Source organism: Kitasatospora saccharophila, from assembly GCF_039529925.1.
GTDB lineage: Bacteria > Actinomycetota > Actinomycetes > Streptomycetales > Streptomycetaceae > Kitasatospora > Kitasatospora saccharophila.
Genome location: NZ_BAAANS010000006.1, coordinates 69,523 through 84,505 on the forward strand (window position 1 = coordinate 69,523; position 14,983 = coordinate 84,505).

The 14,983-nt window shown below is 75.7% G+C and carries 18 protein-coding genes; 12 read left to right on the forward strand and 6 right to left on the reverse strand.

The window, feature by feature from the left end; translation table 11 throughout:
- Nucleotides 1–144: 144 nt before the first annotated feature.
- Nucleotides 145–600, reverse strand: a complete 456-nt coding sequence (locus ABD345_RS06515; RefSeq protein ID WP_344550832.1) for a hypothetical protein — start codon at nucleotides 598–600, stop codon at nucleotides 145–147.
- Complete coding sequence (locus ABD345_RS06520; RefSeq protein ID WP_344550833.1) at nucleotides 597–1,013, reverse strand: Cif family virulence factor; 417 nt, start codon at nucleotides 1,011–1,013, stop codon at nucleotides 597–599. The genes ABD345_RS06515 and ABD345_RS06520 overlap by 4 nt, the downstream gene beginning before the upstream one ends.
- 87 nt (nucleotides 1,014–1,100) lie before the next feature.
- On the opposite strand from ABD345_RS06520, the gene ABD345_RS06525 reads away from it, so the two are divergent.
- The 5 genes from ABD345_RS06525 to ABD345_RS06545 all read left to right on the forward strand — a co-directional run bounded on the left by ABD345_RS06525 (nucleotide 1,101) and on the right by ABD345_RS06545 (nucleotide 4,147).
- The gene (locus ABD345_RS06525) at nucleotides 1,101–1,469 is read left to right on the forward strand and encodes a VOC family protein (protein ID WP_344550834.1); all 369 of its coding nucleotides are present in this window, start codon (nucleotides 1,101–1,103) and stop codon (nucleotides 1,467–1,469) included.
- A gap of 184 nt (nucleotides 1,470–1,653) precedes the next feature.
- Nucleotides 1,654–2,208, forward strand: a complete 555-nt coding sequence (locus ABD345_RS06530) for an RNA polymerase sigma factor (RefSeq protein WP_344550835.1) — start codon at nucleotides 1,654–1,656, stop codon at nucleotides 2,206–2,208.
- Nucleotides 2,205–2,513, forward strand: coding sequence for a hypothetical protein (locus ABD345_RS06535; protein WP_344550836.1), 309 nt, complete (start codon nucleotides 2,205–2,207; stop codon nucleotides 2,511–2,513). The genes ABD345_RS06530 and ABD345_RS06535 overlap by 4 nt, the downstream gene beginning before the upstream one ends.
- Nucleotides 2,514–2,725: 212 nt before the next feature.
- Nucleotides 2,726–3,778: a terpene synthase family protein gene (locus tag ABD345_RS06540; protein WP_344550837.1), complete on the forward strand. Its 1,053-nt coding sequence runs from the start codon at nucleotides 2,726–2,728 to the stop codon at nucleotides 3,776–3,778.
- Between the two features lie 51 nt (nucleotides 3,779–3,829).
- Entirely contained in the window at nucleotides 3,830–4,147 is a 318-nt protein-coding gene (locus ABD345_RS06545) for a hypothetical protein (RefSeq protein WP_344550838.1), read from the forward strand.
- Between the two features lie 80 nt (nucleotides 4,148–4,227).
- Here ABD345_RS06545 and ABD345_RS06550 read toward each other — a convergent pair whose 3' ends face one another.
- Entirely contained in the window at nucleotides 4,228–5,133 is a 906-nt protein-coding gene (locus tag ABD345_RS06550) for an ADP-ribosylglycohydrolase family protein (RefSeq protein WP_344550839.1), read from the reverse strand.
- A 591-nt stretch (nucleotides 5,134–5,724) separates the two neighbouring features.
- Here ABD345_RS06550 and ABD345_RS06555 point away from each other — a divergent pair.
- From ABD345_RS06555 to paaE, 6 genes are all read left to right on the forward strand, one after another.
- On the forward strand, nucleotides 5,725–6,999 hold the full coding sequence (locus ABD345_RS06555) for a M20 family metallopeptidase (RefSeq protein WP_344550840.1): 1,275 nt from the start codon (nucleotides 5,725–5,727) through the stop codon (nucleotides 6,997–6,999).
- A 365-nt stretch (nucleotides 7,000–7,364) separates the two neighbouring features.
- Nucleotides 7,365–8,234 (forward strand): 1,2-phenylacetyl-CoA epoxidase subunit PaaA, encoded by an 870-nt coding sequence (paaA, locus tag ABD345_RS06560; protein WP_380276535.1) that lies wholly within the window; start codon nucleotides 7,365–7,367, stop codon nucleotides 8,232–8,234.
- Nucleotides 8,231–8,524, forward strand: coding sequence for a 1,2-phenylacetyl-CoA epoxidase subunit PaaB (gene paaB / locus ABD345_RS06565; protein ID WP_344550842.1), 294 nt, complete (start codon nucleotides 8,231–8,233; stop codon nucleotides 8,522–8,524). Before paaA ends, paaB begins: the two co-directional genes overlap by 4 nt.
- A gap of 31 nt (nucleotides 8,525–8,555) precedes the next feature.
- Nucleotides 8,556–9,437: a 1,2-phenylacetyl-CoA epoxidase subunit PaaC gene (paaC, locus tag ABD345_RS06570; RefSeq protein WP_344550843.1), complete on the forward strand. Its 882-nt coding sequence runs from the start codon at nucleotides 8,556–8,558 to the stop codon at nucleotides 9,435–9,437.
- Nucleotides 9,431–9,916: a 1,2-phenylacetyl-CoA epoxidase subunit PaaD gene (gene paaD / locus ABD345_RS06575; RefSeq protein ID WP_344550844.1), complete on the forward strand. Its 486-nt coding sequence runs from the start codon at nucleotides 9,431–9,433 to the stop codon at nucleotides 9,914–9,916. Before paaC ends, paaD begins: the two co-directional genes overlap by 7 nt.
- A complete protein-coding gene (paaE, locus tag ABD345_RS06580) occupies nucleotides 9,916–10,983 on the forward strand; it encodes a 1,2-phenylacetyl-CoA epoxidase subunit PaaE (protein ID WP_344550845.1) in 1,068 nt (355 codons plus the stop codon). The genes paaD and paaE overlap by 1 nt, the downstream gene beginning before the upstream one ends.
- 3 nt (nucleotides 10,984–10,986) lie before the next feature.
- Here the strand turns inward: paaE and ABD345_RS06585 are convergent, their stop codons facing one another.
- Entirely contained in the window at nucleotides 10,987–11,676 is a 690-nt protein-coding gene (locus ABD345_RS06585; RefSeq protein ID WP_344550846.1) for an alpha/beta fold hydrolase, read from the reverse strand.
- Between the two features lie 269 nt (nucleotides 11,677–11,945).
- Between ABD345_RS06585 and ABD345_RS06590 the strand changes: the two genes are divergently transcribed.
- Entirely contained in the window at nucleotides 11,946–12,908 is a 963-nt protein-coding gene (locus ABD345_RS06590; RefSeq protein WP_344550847.1) for a helix-turn-helix transcriptional regulator, read from the forward strand.
- 3 nt (nucleotides 12,909–12,911) lie between these two features.
- Here the strand turns inward: ABD345_RS06590 and ABD345_RS06595 are convergent, their stop codons facing one another.
- Nucleotides 12,912–14,048, reverse strand: coding sequence for an NAD(P)-binding domain-containing protein (locus ABD345_RS06595; RefSeq protein WP_344550848.1), 1,137 nt, complete (start codon nucleotides 14,046–14,048; stop codon nucleotides 12,912–12,914).
- Entirely contained in the window at nucleotides 14,045–14,944 is a 900-nt protein-coding gene (locus tag ABD345_RS06600) for an ATP-grasp domain-containing protein (RefSeq protein WP_344550849.1), read from the reverse strand. Before ABD345_RS06600 ends, ABD345_RS06595 begins: the two co-directional genes overlap by 4 nt.
- Between the last annotated feature and the right edge of the window lie 39 nt (nucleotides 14,945–14,983).

The window sequence follows — 14,983 nt, forward strand, 5'->3', positions numbered from 1 at the left end:
GGGAGGAGGCGGTGATCCGCCGGCCGTCCGGGGTCTCGTCAAGGTCGGTCAACCGGCCCTCGTGGCCTGGCAGTCCGCGCGGGACGACGGACTCCTCGACACCCACCGCGACGCCTCCCCGTCCGGAGGTGCCGGGGCGTGGCGTCAGCTCGGACCGTCGCCCTCTTTGGTGGCCGGACCGTCGCCCTCCCCGGTGGCCCGGGCGGCCTCCAGCAGGCAGCTGAGGCGCCGGATCTCCGCGACCAGCCGGGGGACGTCCTGGCGGGCCGCGGCGATGAACGAGGCGTTCTCGTCCCAGCGTCCACCGACGACGTCGACGTAGCGCGGCCGCTGGACGAGGGTGGCGGCCACGAGCTGCCCGTGGTCGAAGTCCGGCCAGCGCTCGTTGAGCCCGGTGTCGGGGGCGGTGCTGACGGCGACGAGGCCCATCGCGACCTCGTCGTCGAGCTGCCGGACGTACCAGGGGCCGGGGGTGGCGGCCGCGGCGCGCTGCTCGATCTCGGCGAGTTCCTCGCCGGTCAGCGGCTCGGGCGGGTCCGTCCGGTCGCTGCCTCCGCGGGGGCCCGGCGGTTCGGGGCGGACGGGCGGCGGCGGGGTCACGGCTCGTCGTGCCAGGAGAAGGCGGTGATGCGCCAGCCGTCCGGGGTGCGGGCGAACTGGAAGGTCTTGGTGCCGCCGCCCTCGTAGGGTTCGCCGTCGAGGAGGCCGGACTTGCGGTAGGTGCCGATCCGGCAGGCCACGCCGTCGGCGATCTCGGTGCGTTCGGCGGTCTCCCACTCGTGGAAGTCGGTCAACCGGCCTTCGGAGAGCAGCAGTTCGCGCGGGGCGATGAACTCCTCGACGCCGTAGGCGGCGTAGCGGGGCGCGGTCACCACGATGACGCCGCCGGGCAGCATCAGCCGCCGGAGCCGTCCGACGTCGGCCGGGCCGCCGTGCCGGTTGTCGAAGGCGCCGAAGAACTCGGCGGTGAGCCGGTCGAGTTCGGCCTTGGCGGGGGAGTCGGTCGCGGGCATGGGGTGAACGGTAACAGCGGGCGGACGGGGGGACGACAGGAGGAAACGGGGTTGCCGGTCCTTACCCGGCCGTCGAGAATCCCGGACATGACATCTGTGATCAGGCACGTGACCGTCGACAGCCTCGACCCCTACCGCCTCGCCTCCTTCTGGTCGGAGGTGCTGGGCCAGCCGCTCCACGAGGACGACTTCCCGGGCGATCCGCAGGCGTTGATCCCGGCCGCGAACCTGCTGTTCGTGACGGTGCCGGAGAAGAAGGCCGGCAAGAACCGGATCCACTTCGACCTCCAGCCGCAGGAGCGCACGCGGGACGAGGAGGTCGAGCGCCTGCTCGGCCTGGGCGCCGTCCTGGTGGACGACCGGCGCCGGGAGGACGGAACGGGCTGGGCGGTGCTGGCCGACGTCGAGGGCAACGAGTTCTGCGTGGAGCGCAGCCAGGCGGAACGCGGGAACTGAGCGGGACGGCCCCGACGGGGGTGAATCCTTTTCGGGGGGCCGGGACTCTCATGTGCGTCACGCCGTACGGCGGAGGACGCGGACGAGGGCCTGGAGGAAGTCGTGGTGGTTGCCGTGGTGGTCGGTGCGGGTGCGGTGTTGCTGTGCACCTGCGTGCTGGTGCTCAAGCGGAAGCGGGGGAACCGTGGTTGAGACCGGCTGGCCCGACGAGGAGGTGATCGTCGCGGCGCGCGGCGGTGACCGGGACTCGTTGGCGGTCCTGGTCGCCGGGGCGCACCCGAACGTCCGCCGGTTCGCGCACTCGCTGTGCGCCAGCCCGGAGGACGCGGAGGACGCCGCGCAGGAGGCGCTGATCGTGCTGTACCGGCGGATCGGCATGCTGCGGGCCACCGGGGCGCTCGCGTCCTGGCTGTTCCGGATCGTCCGCAACGAGTGCCTGCGCCGGGTCCGGGCGCCCCGGCAGCTCGCCGCCGAACCCCCCGGCGGGGCATTGGAGTTGGCGGACTCGGCGGAGCAGGAGGCGTTGCGGCGGCTCGACACCGAGCGGGTCGCCGCGGCGATCTCCGCACTGCCCGCCGACCAGCGCCGGGTGCTGGTCATGCGCGACCTGCAGGGGCTCGGTGGGCGGGCGGTGGCGGAGGCGCTGGGGCTGAGCACGGCCGCGATGAAGTCCCGGCTGCACCGGGCCCGGGCGGCCGTCCGGGCCGAACTCGCCGACCTGCCGGGCGGCGTGCGGTGAGCGGGCGCCGGGCGGAGGGGCCCGGGACGACCGGGGCGACCGGGCGGACGGACTTCGCGAGCGCCTCGCTGGCGCGTCACCTGCTGCGCGGAGCGGTCGGGTTCGGGGCGGTCGCGGCCGGGTTCGCCCTGCTGCCGGGGTGCGGGCCGGTGGCGCTGCTGCTCGTTCCGGTCGGGCTGTTCGCCCTGCGCGGCTGCCCGATGTGCTGGACGGTCGGGCTGCTGCAGACCCTCTCCCGGGGCCGGTTGCGGCGCGAGTGCGCGGACGGCCGGTGCAGTCTCGCGGCCCGGACGGCGGGACGGTAGCGGGCCGATCATCGGATCAGCGTAGTGATCCGCCGGGTGGGGGAACGGCCGACGGTTCTGCGCCGCCCGGCCGGGACGGTCCAGCAGACTCGTCCCGTCGGGCGGCGGGCCCGAACGGACCCGGGACGGACCGTCCCGGCAGGCCCGGTGGGCCCGGCAGGCCCGGACGAGCCGACGCACGTGCCGGACGCGCACCCGAGGAGGACCCCGCCATGAGCCACGCCGCGAGCCCCGCCGCCGCGCACCGCCTCCCGGCCGGAGCGCTCCCCGGCCCAGCCGCCGGGCCGGCCGCCGGACCGCTCGCCGGCCTGCTCGACCGGGTCCCCCTCCCCGCGCCCCACCCGCACGCCGACGCGCTCCGCGAGGAGGCCGTGCACTGGCTGGCCGGGACCGGGCTACTCGACCGCGAGGGCCTCGAACGACTGCTGGAACAAGGCCACTTGGAGCTGGCCGCGCGCTGCTGGGGCGACCTGCCGCCCGGGCCCGCGCTGCGGGCCGGCACCCAGTGGCTGCTGCTCGGCTGGATCCTCGACGACCACTTCGACCGGCACTGGCTCGGCGACCCGTCCGACGAGGCCGACCGCACCGTCCGCGAACTCGCCGCGCTGCTCGGCCCGGAGCTCGGCCCCGGTGCCGTCCCGCCCGCCCCCGCGACCGCGCTGGCCCGGGCGTTCCGTACCCTGTGGCAGGACAGCATCGCCCTCGCCGGGCCCTCCTGGCGGGCCCGGCAGACCGCCGACTTCCGCAGCTACCTGGAGGGTTCGCTCGACTTCCTGCGCCTGCGCGGCGCCACCCCGACCGTCCCGCAGTACCTCTCGTACCGGGAGCAGGACGGCGCCGTCCGCTGCGCCACCGGCGCGGTCGAGCTCGCGCACCGCCTCGACCTGCCCGCGCAGTTCCACGGCCATCCCCAACTCATCGACCTGCGCGCCAGGTTGGACCACCTGATCGGCTGGGCCAACGACCTGTGCTCGTACCGGGTCGAGACCGCCGCCGGGCACGGCAACAACCTGCTGAGCGCCCTGGAGGTGCACGAGCGGCTGCCCCGGGACGCCGCCGCCGCCAAGGTCGCCGCGCTCTGCGAGGCCGAGCTCACCACCCTGGAGTTCCTCGCCGAAGGCATCGCCCGCGGCTCCCACTGGCCGCCCCAAGTGCGCTGCTACGTGAGGGCCCTGGTCCGCTTCGCGCACGCCCTGCTGCACTGGACCGCCGGCACCGCCCGCTACCGCCCGCAACCCGTTCCGCCGCCCCGCGGCCGCGGGTAGGCGACAGGGCCGCGCGTAGGCTACGGGGACGGGCGGCGGAGGGGCGGGACGATGACGCTGAACGGCAAGGGCACCCGCCCGATCACGGTCGACGGCGTGTCGTACCGCTGGCGGGTCCGGCACCGGCCCAGCTACATGCAGGCGGTGGGCCAGACGCCGTTGACGGCGGCCGTCGAACGCGCCGAACGGACCGGGTCCGTCCTGCTGCTGCGCTTCCCGCACGCCCACCCCGGCAACTGGCTCGGCCTGCCCGGCACCGCCGTCACCCCGGCCCGGATCGCCGCCGCCGTCCGGCTCGCCCGCGCCCGAGGCTGGGACCCGGAGCGGCGCACCGAACCGTTCCGCCTCGACCTGGCCCCGGAGCCGTAGCCCTCCGCCCCCGGGGCCGTGGCACCCTCAGGCCCGGGGCTCTGGTGCGCCGCTCCCGTCGCCGGAGCCCCGCCGCGCGGTCACAGCGGCGGCAGGGGCTCCTGCGCGTCCAGCCAGCGCGCCGGGACGCCGGCCAGGCCGGTGCGGGCGGCGACCACGCCGCCCGCGACGGCGCAGGTGGTGTCCATGTCGCCCCAGCCCGCCAGGGTCTGCCACAGCGCCTCGGTGAGGTCGTCGAGGTGCCCGGCGGCGGACCACAGCGCGAACGGCACGGTGTCCTGCGCGGACACCTCGAAGCCGGAACCGAGCACCGTCGCGGCGTGCCGCACGCCGGTGCCCGCCGGGAAGCGGGCCGCGATCCGCAGCCCCGAGCGGACGTCGCTCTCCGGCAGCAGGCCCGCGACCTCGGCCAGGAACTCCGCCCGCCCCGGCGCCGCCGACCCGCGCGAGCGCACCGCCAGCGCCGCGGCCAGCGCCACCGCCTGCGCGCCGACCGCCGCCTCCGGGTGCGCGTGGGTGGCCCGGGCGGAGCGCCCGGCCTGCTCGGCGACGGCCGCCAGGTCGTCCGCGAACCAGGCGCCGAGCGGGGCGACCCGCATCGCCGCGCCGTTGCCGTGCGAACCCTGCCCGCCGAACAGCGCCGAGGTGACCGCGACGTGGTCCGCCCCGTCCTGCACCGCGCGCAGCACCCGGTGCATCGACGGCCCGTACTTGCGGTGCGGGACGGCCGTGTACTCGGCCGCGAACTCCCGGGCCAGCGCGGCCGGTTCGACCTCGCCGCGGTCGCGCAGGTGCCGGGCCAGGACCAGCGCCATCGCGGTGTCGTCCGTCCAGTGCCAGGGCGCCGGGCGGACGGTCCGGGCCGCGAACTCCACGGACGCCCGCTCCACCGGCGGGTGGAACCAGCGGTCGCCGAACGCATCGCCCAGCGCCAGCCCCCGCAGGCTGTCGGCGGCGGACGGCGGGACGGACCGGAAGGCGGACACCGGGACTCCAGGGGGAAGGGGGCTGACGGGGAGGATTGTCCCGGCCGGGGACGAACGCCCGCCAACGGATTTCCCGGGACCGGGTCACCCGACTGGTACCAAAGGCTGATTCGCGGTCACCCATCGGACGGGGTTCGCTCGATCGTGGGCGGTTCGTGCTGCCGAACCTCCCCCGTGGGTCCAAGGTGGGGGCAGGACGCACTCGGAAGATCGCGTCCCGCTCGCCGCGCCAGGCCCGGGCCCGTGCGCGCGCCCCGACGGACGCCGTCCGCCGGGCACGCGCCCCCGGGGCCGCCGCGACGCGCTGAGCGGCAGGCCACCTCGCAGGGAGACGAACCGATCTTCTAGGCTCGCTCATCGGTCCCCTGTCACGGTGCCCGTCCGCGCCGAGGAACGGAGACCGACGTCCCCGGGCCCCGGGCCGAGCCGGAGCCGCGGACCGAGCGAGGAGGACGCAGTGTTGCCCAGCCCCAGGTCGCACCGTACGCAGCGACCGAGCCCGACGCCGCGCAGGACCCCCCGGCCGCTCGCCCCACCGATACCGCCCGGTGGCCCGCGACCCGCCGGGGGTGAACAGTGAGTCCCCATACCGTGGCTCCCGAGCCGCACCCCGACCGGGCACCGGCCGCCGGCGAACCGCCGGCCGTCCCCGACAGCACCGAACCACCCGCCGCCACAGCGGCGTTGCCCCCCACCGCCGCCGCCCTGCCCGGCCTCCCGCGCACCCTCACCACGCGGGCCCGGACCCTCGCCGCGGCCGTCCGCAAGCGCTGCGCCGACCTCGCCGGGATCGAGTCCCCCTCCGGCGACGCGCCCCGGCTCGACTCCCTCGCCGAAGAACTCGCCGCCGGCTACGCCGCCACCGGGGCCACCGCCGTCCGCAAGCGCTGCGCGCACGGCGACCACCTCGTCCTCGACTGGCCGGGCCAGCAGGAGGACCTCCCGCACCTGCTGGTGGTCGGCCACCACGACACCGTCTGGCCCGTCGGCACCCTCACCGACTGGCCCGTCGAGGAGCGCGACGGGCGGCTCACCGGCCCCGGCGTCCTCGACATGAAGGGCGGACTCGCCCTGCTGGAAGGCGCGTTCGCCCTCCTCGCCGACCTCGGCCAGCGGCCGCACCGACCGGTCCGGATGGTGATCGTCTCGGACGAGGAGATCGGCAGCCCCGACGGCCGGACCCAGGTCGAACGCCACCTGCGCGGCGCCGCCGCCGTCCTCGGACTCGAACCCGGACACCCCGACGGTCGCCTCAAGACCGCCCGCCGCGGCTCCACCCGGGTCCGGCTCACCGTCACCGGCCGCGAGGCCCACGCCGGCCTCGACGCCGCCGACGGCCTCTCCGCGATCGACGAACTCGTCGACCAGCTGATCACCGTGCGCGACCTCGCCCACCAGCCCGGCACCGAACTCAACACCGGACGCATCGGCGGCGGCACCCGCGCCAACGTCATCGCCGGCCACGCCGAAGCCGAACTCGGACTGCGCTTCTCCACCACCGAGGCCCAGCGCCGCACCCTCGACACCCTCGCCCACCTCACCCCCCACCGGCCCGGCGCCGACGTCCGCACCGAGGTCCTCTCCAGCCGCCCCGCCTGGCCCGAACGCACCGGCAACCCGCTGCTGAGGCACGTCCGCTCACTGGCCGCCGCGCTCGGCCAGCAACTCGACGGCGCACCCGCCGGCGGGGCGGGCGACACCAACCTGGCCGGCGCGAGGGGCCTGCCGACCCTGGACGGCCTCGGCGCGGTCGGCGGCGGCCCGCACGCCCGCCACGAACACCTCCGGATCGACCAACTAGGGCCCCGCATCGCGCTGCTGGCGGCGCTGCTGGCGGTGCCGCTGCCGCGCCTGCGCGAAAGATAAGGGGCTCACGAGAAGGAAGTCAGGGGCTCGGGGAACGGCGAGGCCGTGGCTGCGAGCGGTTCACTGCCGGAGCGCGCATCGGCTTCCGGTTCGGTTACTGCACGCAGCAGCACGAACCTCCGATGGGCTCCGGCCACCAGCAGCACGGACTCGCCGTTCCCCGAGCCCCTGGCGGTGCGTGCTCGTCTGCCGACAGTTCCCCGAGCCCCTGATTTCGCCTCCCGCCGTTCCTCCGCATTGCTTGTCATGGTGCTGCCGCTGTGTACAGAATAGAACCGACCGAACGGTCAGTCGGGAGGTGGGTCGTGGAGGCGCAGTTCGAAGCGGTGATCGCCGCGGACGCGCGGGTGGAGCCGCGGGACTGGATGCCGGACGCGTACCGGGCGACGCTGGTGCGGCAGATCGCGCAGCACGCCCATTCGGAGATCATCGGCATGCAGCCGGAGGGCAACTGGCTGACCCGGGCGCCCTCCTTGCGGCGCAAGGCGATCCTGCTGGCCAAGGCCCAGGACGAGGCCGGGCACGGGCTGTACCTGTACGCGGCGGCGGAGACCCTCGGGGTGGACCGGGCGGAGCTGACCGAGAAGCTGGTCGACGGCCGGCAGAAGTACTCCTCGATCTTCAACTACCCGACGCTGACCTTCGCCGACGTCGGCGTGATCGGCTGGCTGGTGGACGGCGCGGCGATCTGCAACCAGGTGCCGCTGTGCCGGTGCAGCTACGGGCCGTACGCCCGGGCGATGGTGCGGATCTGCAAGGAGGAGTCGTTCCACCAGCGGCAGGGCTACGAGCTGCTGATGACGATGATGGCCGGGACGGACGCCCAGCGTGCCATGGTGCAGGACGCGGTGGACCGCTGGTGGTGGCCCTCGCTGATGATGTTCGGCCCGCCGGACGGCGCCTCGCCCAACAGCGAGCGCTCGATGGCCTGGCGGATCAAGCGGCACAGCAACGACGAGTTGCGCCGGCGCTTCGTCGACATGACCGTCCCGCAGGCCGAGCACCTGGGCGTGACGCTGCCCGACCCGGACCTGGCCTGGAACGAGGAGCGCGGCGGCTGGGACTTCGGCGAGCCGGACTGGTCGGAGCTGCAGCAGGTGATCAAGGGCGACGGGCCGTGCAACGCGCAGCGGATCGAGCGGCGCCGGGCGGCCCACGAGGACGGCGCCTGGGTGCGCGAGGCGGCCTCGGCGTACGCGGCCAAGAAGGCCGCCAGGGAAGGGAGTTCGAGATGAGCGGGGAACGGGCCTCCTGGCCGCTGTACGAGGTGTTCGTGCGGCCCCGGCGCGGGCTGAACCACGTGCACGTCGGGTCGCTGCACGCGGCGGACGACAAGATGGCGCTGCTCGCGGCGCGCGACCTGTACACCCGGCGCAACGAGGGGGTGAGCCTGTGGGTGGTGCGCTCGGACGCGATCACCGCGTCCAGCCCGGACGAGCAGGACGCGTTCTTCGCGCCGAGCGGCGACAAGGTCTACCGGCACCCGACGTTCTACCCGATCCCCGAGGACGTCCCGCACATCTGACGAGCACCAAGGACTGGGCAGGGAAGGCGACATGAGCGACGACCACGTGTACCTCGCACTGGCCGGGGCGGGCGGGGAGCCGGACGGCGAAGCCCGCTGGGCCTACGGCACCGGCTTCGCCGACCCGCTGCTGGGCGTGGACGCCGCGCCGCCGGCCGGGGTGGACCCGGCCGACCTCGCCGCGTACTGCCTGATGCTGGGCGACGACGCGCTGGTGCTCTCCCAGCGGCTGGTCCAATGGGTCACCCGGGCACCGGAGTTGGAGGAGGAGGTGGCGCTCGCCAACCTCGGCCTCGACCTGCTCGGCCAGGCCCGCCGACTGCTCACCCGGGCCGGGCAGCTGGACGGCAGCGGCCGGGGCGAGGACGAACTCGCCTACTGGCGCGCGGAGTCCGAGTTCCGCAACGTGCGGCTGGTGGAGCTGGAGAACGGCGACTTCGCGCAGTGCGTGCTGCGGCTGCTGCTGTTCGCCACCGCCCGGGAGGAGCTGTACCGGCGCCTCGCCGACCACGCCGACCCGGTGCTGGCGGCCGTCGCGGCCCTCGGCGTCAAGGAGTTGGCGTACCACCGGGAGTACGCGGCCGCCTGGACGGTGCGGCTCGGCGACGGCACCGAGGAGTCGCACCGGCGGATGCGCGCGGCGCTGGACGCCCTCTGGCCGTGGCTGGACGAGCTGTTCACCCCGCACGAGGTCGAACTCCGGCTCGGCACCGACCCGTCACAGCTGCGCGCACCCGTACTCGCCGCGCTGGCAGGGGTGTTGGCCGAGGCCACGCTGCCCGTCCCCGACCTCCCCGGCCGGGCGTACGTGAACGGGCGGGCCGGGCGGCACGGGGTGCACACCGAGGCGATGGGGCCGCTGCTCGCCGAACTCCAGGTGCTGGCCCGGGCGCACCCGGGGGCGACGTGGTGAGCACCCTGCTGGAGCGGGCCCGGGAGGTCGCCGCCGCCGTGCCCGATCCCGAACTGCCCGTGCTCACCCTGGAGGACCTCGGCGTGCTGGCCGGCGTCGAGGAGACGGACGGGACGGTCACCGTCTGGCTGACGCCCACCTACTCCGGCTGCCCGGCCGTCGCCGAGATGGCCGCCGACGTGGCCCGGCGGCTGCGCGCCGCCGGGTTCGCCGGGGTCGAGGTGCGACTGCGGATCGACCCGCCGTGGTCCAGCGACCGGATCAGCGCCGCGGGCCGCCGCAAGCTCGCCGCGGCGGGCATCGCGCCCCCGCACCCCGGCGGACTGCTGCGACTCGGCCCGACCCGGCGGGCGGTGGCCTGCCCGCAGTGCGGGTCCGAGGACACCGAGGAGCTGTCCCGGTTCGGCTCCACCGCCTGCAAGTCGCTGTGGCGGTGCCGCAGTTGCCGGGAACCCTTCGACCGGATCAAGGAGATCTGATGGCCGTCCGCCGCCCGCGGTTCCACCCGCTGCCGATCGGCACCCTGGAACGGCTCTGCGAGGACGCCGTCGCGGTCACCTTCGACGTCCCCGCCGACCTGGCCGCCGAGTTCGCCTTCCGCCCCGGCCAGAGCCTCACCCTGCGCCGGATCGTCGACGGCGCCGACGAGCGCCGCTCCTACTCGCTCTGCTCCCCGGTCGGCGGCCCGCTGCGGATCGCCGTCCGCGAGGTGCCCGGCGGCCTGTTCTCGCACTGGCTGGTCAGCGGCGCGAAGACCGGCGAGGTCGTCGAAGTCCTGCCCCCCGCAGGGGCGTTCGCCGCCGACCCGGCCGAACCCGGCGAGCACGTGCTGATCGCGGCCGGCTCCGGCATCACCCCGATGCTCTCCATCGCCGCCTCCGTGCTGGCCGGGCACCCCGACTCCCGGGTCACCCTGCTCTACGGCAACCGGCGCAGCGACACGGTGATGTTCGCCGACGAACTCGCCGACCTCAAGGACCGCCACCTGGACCGCTTCCAGCTCGTCCACGTGCTCTCCCGGGAGAGCCGCGACGCCGAACTGCTCAGCGGCCGCCTCGACCCCGACCGGGTCGCCGCCCTGCTGACGGCCCTGGTGGACGTCCCCGCCGTCGACCACTGGTGGCTGTGCGGACCGTACGAGATGGTGCGCGGGGCCAGGCAGCTGCTGGCCGAACTCGGCGTCCCCGCCGGGCGGGTGCACCAGGAACTGTTCCACGCCGAGGACGAGCACCCCGAGGAACGGCACCCCGAACCCGCGCCCGACGCCGCCGCCAGCGAGGTCACCCTCGTCCTCGACGGCCGCTCCAGCACCCTCGCCCTGCCCCGCGACCGCTCCGTCCTGGACGGCGCCCAACGCGCCCGCCCCGACCTGCCGTTCGCCTGCAAGGGCGGCGTCTGCGGCACCTGCCGCGCCCTGGTGCGCGAGGGCGAGGTCGAGATGCGGCGCAACTTCGCCCTGGAGGAAGCCGAGTTGGCCGCCGGGTACGTCCTCACCTGCCAGGCCCGGCCGGTCTCCGACCGGGTCACCGTGGACTACGACGCCTGACCCTCAGGCCCGTTCGGCCACCGCGTCGATCAGGGCGGCCAGTTCGGCGGGGCGGGTGAACATCGGCCAGTGGCCGGAGTCCAGGTCGACGTACTCGACCCGCTCCATCCGGGACACCTCCGGCGCCGCGCCCTGCGCGACCCACCCCCGCACCTGCTCCGGCGGGGCCTCGGCGCACAACATCGTCACCGGCACGCCGTAGCGCCGCTCGTCCGCCAGCCGGACCGGCGCCAGCGCGACCCCCGCCGGGACGGGGACGGCCTCCGCCTCGAACCGGGCCCGCAGCTCCGCGTCCAAGTCCGCGCTGGTCGGCCCCGCGAAGGGCTCCCAGCCGGGGAACGGCACCACGCCGTCGACCACCGGGAACAGGTCCGCGTACGGGTGCCCGTCCCCGTGCGGGAAGCCGTCCACCAGCACCAGTCCCGCGACCTCGCCCGGCCGGGCGTCCACCGCCATCCACCCCAGCGAACAGGCCGCCGAGTGCGCCACCAGCAGCGGCTTCCCCGCCGCCGCGTCGACGGCGGCGAGCACCACCGCGAGCTGCTCCGCGAGGGTGGCGTCGGAACGGCCGTCCCCCTGACCGGGCAGGGTCAGCGGCACCGGGCGGTGGCCGCGTTCGACGAGGGCGGGCACGACCGCGTTCCAGGCGGTGGTGCCGTTCAGCCAGAGGCCGCTGATCAACAGGACGTCCATGGGAGTCCCCTCCGTTCAACGTTCGAGCAGGTCACTGACCATGCTAGGAAGGGTTCCGGACGATCAGCTTCCTAAATGCAGGAAGAGCCCCGCCAGGGGCTCGGGGAACGGCGAGTCCGTGCTGCTGGTGGCCGGAGCCCATCGGAGGTTCGTGCTGCTGTGTGTCTGTGACAGAACCGGAAGCCGATGCGCGCTCCGGCAGTGCACCGTCAGCAGACTGGGCCTCGCCGTTCCCCGAGCCCCTGGCTCGTTTCTCTAGGGTGTCGGGTGTGGCGAACACGGAGATCAGCCCCACCGCTCGGGCGTTGCGGGCGCTGGAGGTGCTGCGGGAGCGGCCCGGGACGACGTCGGAGCAGTTGGCGGCGCGGCTCGGGGTGAGCGACCGGGCGGCGCGGCGGTACGTGGCGATCCTGCGGGAGGCCGGGGTGCCGGTGGAGTCGGAGCGGGGGCCGTACGGGGGGTACCGGCTGGGGCGGGGGGCGCGGTTGGCGCCGGTCTCGTTCACCCAGGAGGAGGCGCTCGGGCTGGTGATGGCGGTGCTGGACGGGCGGCCGGCGGCCACCGACCCGGCGGACCCGGTGGGGGCGGCGCTGGGGAAGGTGGTCCGGGCGCTGCCCGAGGCGATCGGGCGGCAGGCGGCCGCGCTGCGGGCGCACGCGGCGGCGGCGCCCGACCCGTACCCGGCGCACCCGGACCCGGTGGTGGTCAGCGCGCTGGTCGAGGCGATCGCGGCCCGGCGGCGGGCGGTGCTGGACTACCGCAGCGGCGGCGGGAGCGAGTGGCGGGCGGAGGTCGACCCGTGGGCGGTGGTGGTGCGCCGGGGCCGCTGGTACCTGCTCTGCCACTCGCACCGGGCCGGCGCCGTCCGCACCTACCGGATCGACCGGGTCCGGGCCGCCGAGCGCTCCGGCGTGCCGTTCGACCCGCCGGAGGGGCTGGACCCGGTCGCCGTGCTGGAGCAACACCTCGGCACCGGCTGGGCGTTCCGCACCCGGGTGCTGTTCGAGGCGCCGTTCGAGCAGGTCGTCCCGTGGGTCGGCCCGACCATGGGGCGGCTCGAACCGGCGGGCGAGCACTGCCTGTTGGAGGGCAGCACCCGCAACCCGGCGATGTACGCGGGGGAGTGGCTGGCGGCCGTCCCGTTCCCGTTCAAGGTCCTGGACGGGCCCGAACTGCGGGCGGCGGTGGCCGCGTTGGCGGCCCGGTTCGCGGCGGCGGCCGGGGTGGACTGAAGGTCAGACCGCGGCGGGCTGCGCCGGTGCCCCCAGCAGGCGGACCACCTCGTTGACGGCCGCGCGGCCCGCGCGGTTGGCGCCGACGGTGGAGGCGGAGGGGCCGTAGCCGAGCAGGTGAATGCGGGGGTCGTCGGCGACCTCGGTGCCGTCCATCCGGATGCCGCCGCCCGCGGTGCGCAGGCCGAGCGGGGCGAGGTGGGTGAGCTCGGCCCGGAAGCCGGTCGCCCAGATGATCGCGTCGACGGCCAACTCCTGCTCGCCCCAGGCGATTCCGTGCTCGGTGAGCCGGTCGAACATCGGTCGGCGGTGCAGCACGCCCAGCTCCTCGGCGCGGCGGTAGGCCACGCTCGGGCCCAGGCCCGTCACCGAGACGACGCTGCGCACCGGCAGTCCGGCCCGGACCCGCTCGTCGACCCGGGCGACCACCTCGCGGCCGAACTCCTCGGTGAACGGCCCCTGGTGGACCACCGGCGGGGTGCGGGTCACCCACACCGTCTCGGCGACCGCGCCGACCTCGGAGAGCACCTGGACGGCCGAGGCGCCGCCACCGACCACGACGACGCGCTGACCGGCGAACCCGGCCGGGCCGCGGTAGTCGGCGTAGTGCAGCTGCCGCCCGGCGAAGCGGCCGGGGTAGCGGGGGAGGAAGGGCCGGGTCCAGGTGCCGGTGGCGTTCAGCAGGGCGCGGGTGGCCCAGCGGCCGGCGTCGGTCTCCACCAGCAGCCGCCCGTCCGGCCCGCCGTCGGCCCGCCCGTCCGGGCGTTCGCGCACGGCGAGCACCCTGACCGGCCGCAGCACCGGCAGCGCGTGCCGGGCCTCGTACGCGGCGAAGTAGCCGGGGACGGCGATCCGGGCCTGGACGGCCGGGTCGGTGGCGGGGAGCTCGAAGTCCGGCAGGTCGTGGAAGCCGTGCACGGTCGCCATGGTGAGCGAGGGGGAGCGGTGCGCCCAGGCGCCGCCGGGGGCGTCGTCCGCGTCCAGCACCACGAAGCCGGTGTGCGGGGCGAAGCCGCGGCGGCGCAGGTGGTAGGCGGCGGACAGGCCGGCCTGGCCCGCGCCGATCACCAGCGCGTCCACCTCGCGGACGGCGCCGGCGGGGTCGGCGCCCGCCGCGGTACTTGCACGTTCAACGGTCACACTGGTGAAACACCGGGGCGCGGTCGGCTGTTCCCCGGCAGCAGCGCCACGGCCGCGGCGGCCAGCCGCTCCGGGCCGCCCGGGCACAGGTCGAGGAACAGCCGGGGCTCGGTCAGCTCCAGCTCGATCAGCGCGGGCGCGCCGTCCGGCAGCCGGACCAGGTCGACCCGGGCGTACAGCAGCTCGCCGGGCTCCGCCGCCGCGGCCAGCACCCGTTCGGCGAGCGCCAGTTGGTCGGCGTCCGGCTCGCGGGCCGCGTCCGCGAAGCCGCCGCCCAGCATCGGGCCGCGGCGCACCGCGTGGCTGAACTCCCCGCCCAGGTACAGCAGCGAGGTCTCGCCCTCGTCCTCCACCATCGCCAGGTACGGCTGCACCATGGCCGTCCGCCCGGCCGCCGTCAGCGCGGCGACCTGGGCCAGCGCCGCGGCCCGGTCGGTGGTGCGGACGGTGTCCCGCGCGCCGGAGGAGACCGTCGGCTTGACCACCAGCTCCGGCCAGTCGACCGCCGCGACCGCGTCCAGCGGATCGTCCGGGGCGACCCAGAGCGTCGGCACGACCGGCAGCCCGGCGGCGGCCAGTTCGCGCAGGTAGGTCTTGTCGGTGTTGCGCTCCAGCACCCGGGCCGAGTTGGCCAGCCGGGTCAGCGCGGAGACCCGGCGGGTCCAGGCCAGGAACTCCCGGTGGTGCAGGATGTAGTCCCAGACGCTGCGCACCAGGACCAGGTCGTAGCCCGCCCAGTCCACCGCCGGGTCGTTCCAGAACACCGCCTCCGCGTGCACCCCGAGCCGGGCGAGGGCCGCCAGCACCGGCAGCCGCTCCACGTCCTCGACCCCGCGGCAGGTGGCGTACGCGACCCTGGCGGGACGGCGGACGGGCGGGTGCGGGGCGGTGCTCACAGCAGGCTCCTGGGATCGGGGCGGGACGGTGCCAGGCGA

What these genes read in the sequence shown, in the direction of transcription:
- ABD345_RS06520 (WP_344550833.1), bottom strand. Translation starts at nt 1,013, where the DNA reads ATGCCCGCGACCGACTCCCCCGCCAAGGCCGAACTCGACCGGCTCACC.
- ABD345_RS06525 (WP_344550834.1), top strand. Translation starts at nt 1,101, where the DNA reads ATGACATCTGTGATCAGGCACGTGACCGTCGACAGCCTCGACCCCTAC.
- ABD345_RS06540 (WP_344550837.1), top strand. Translation starts at nt 2,726, where the DNA reads ATGAGCCACGCCGCGAGCCCCGCCGCCGCGCACCGCCTCCCGGCCGGA.
- ABD345_RS06545 (WP_344550838.1), top strand. Translation starts at nt 3,830, where the DNA reads ATGACGCTGAACGGCAAGGGCACCCGCCCGATCACGGTCGACGGCGTG.
- paaA (WP_380276535.1), top strand. Translation starts at nt 7,365, where the DNA reads ATGCCGGACGCGTACCGGGCGACGCTGGTGCGGCAGATCGCGCAGCAC.
- paaB (WP_344550842.1), top strand. Translation starts at nt 8,231, where the DNA reads ATGAGCGGGGAACGGGCCTCCTGGCCGCTGTACGAGGTGTTCGTGCGG.
- paaC (WP_344550843.1), top strand. Translation starts at nt 8,556, where the DNA reads ATGAGCGACGACCACGTGTACCTCGCACTGGCCGGGGCGGGCGGGGAG.
- paaE (WP_344550845.1), top strand. Translation starts at nt 9,916, where the DNA reads ATGGCCGTCCGCCGCCCGCGGTTCCACCCGCTGCCGATCGGCACCCTG.
- ABD345_RS06585 (WP_344550846.1), bottom strand. Translation starts at nt 11,676, where the DNA reads ATGGACGTCCTGTTGATCAGCGGCCTCTGGCTGAACGGCACCACCGCC.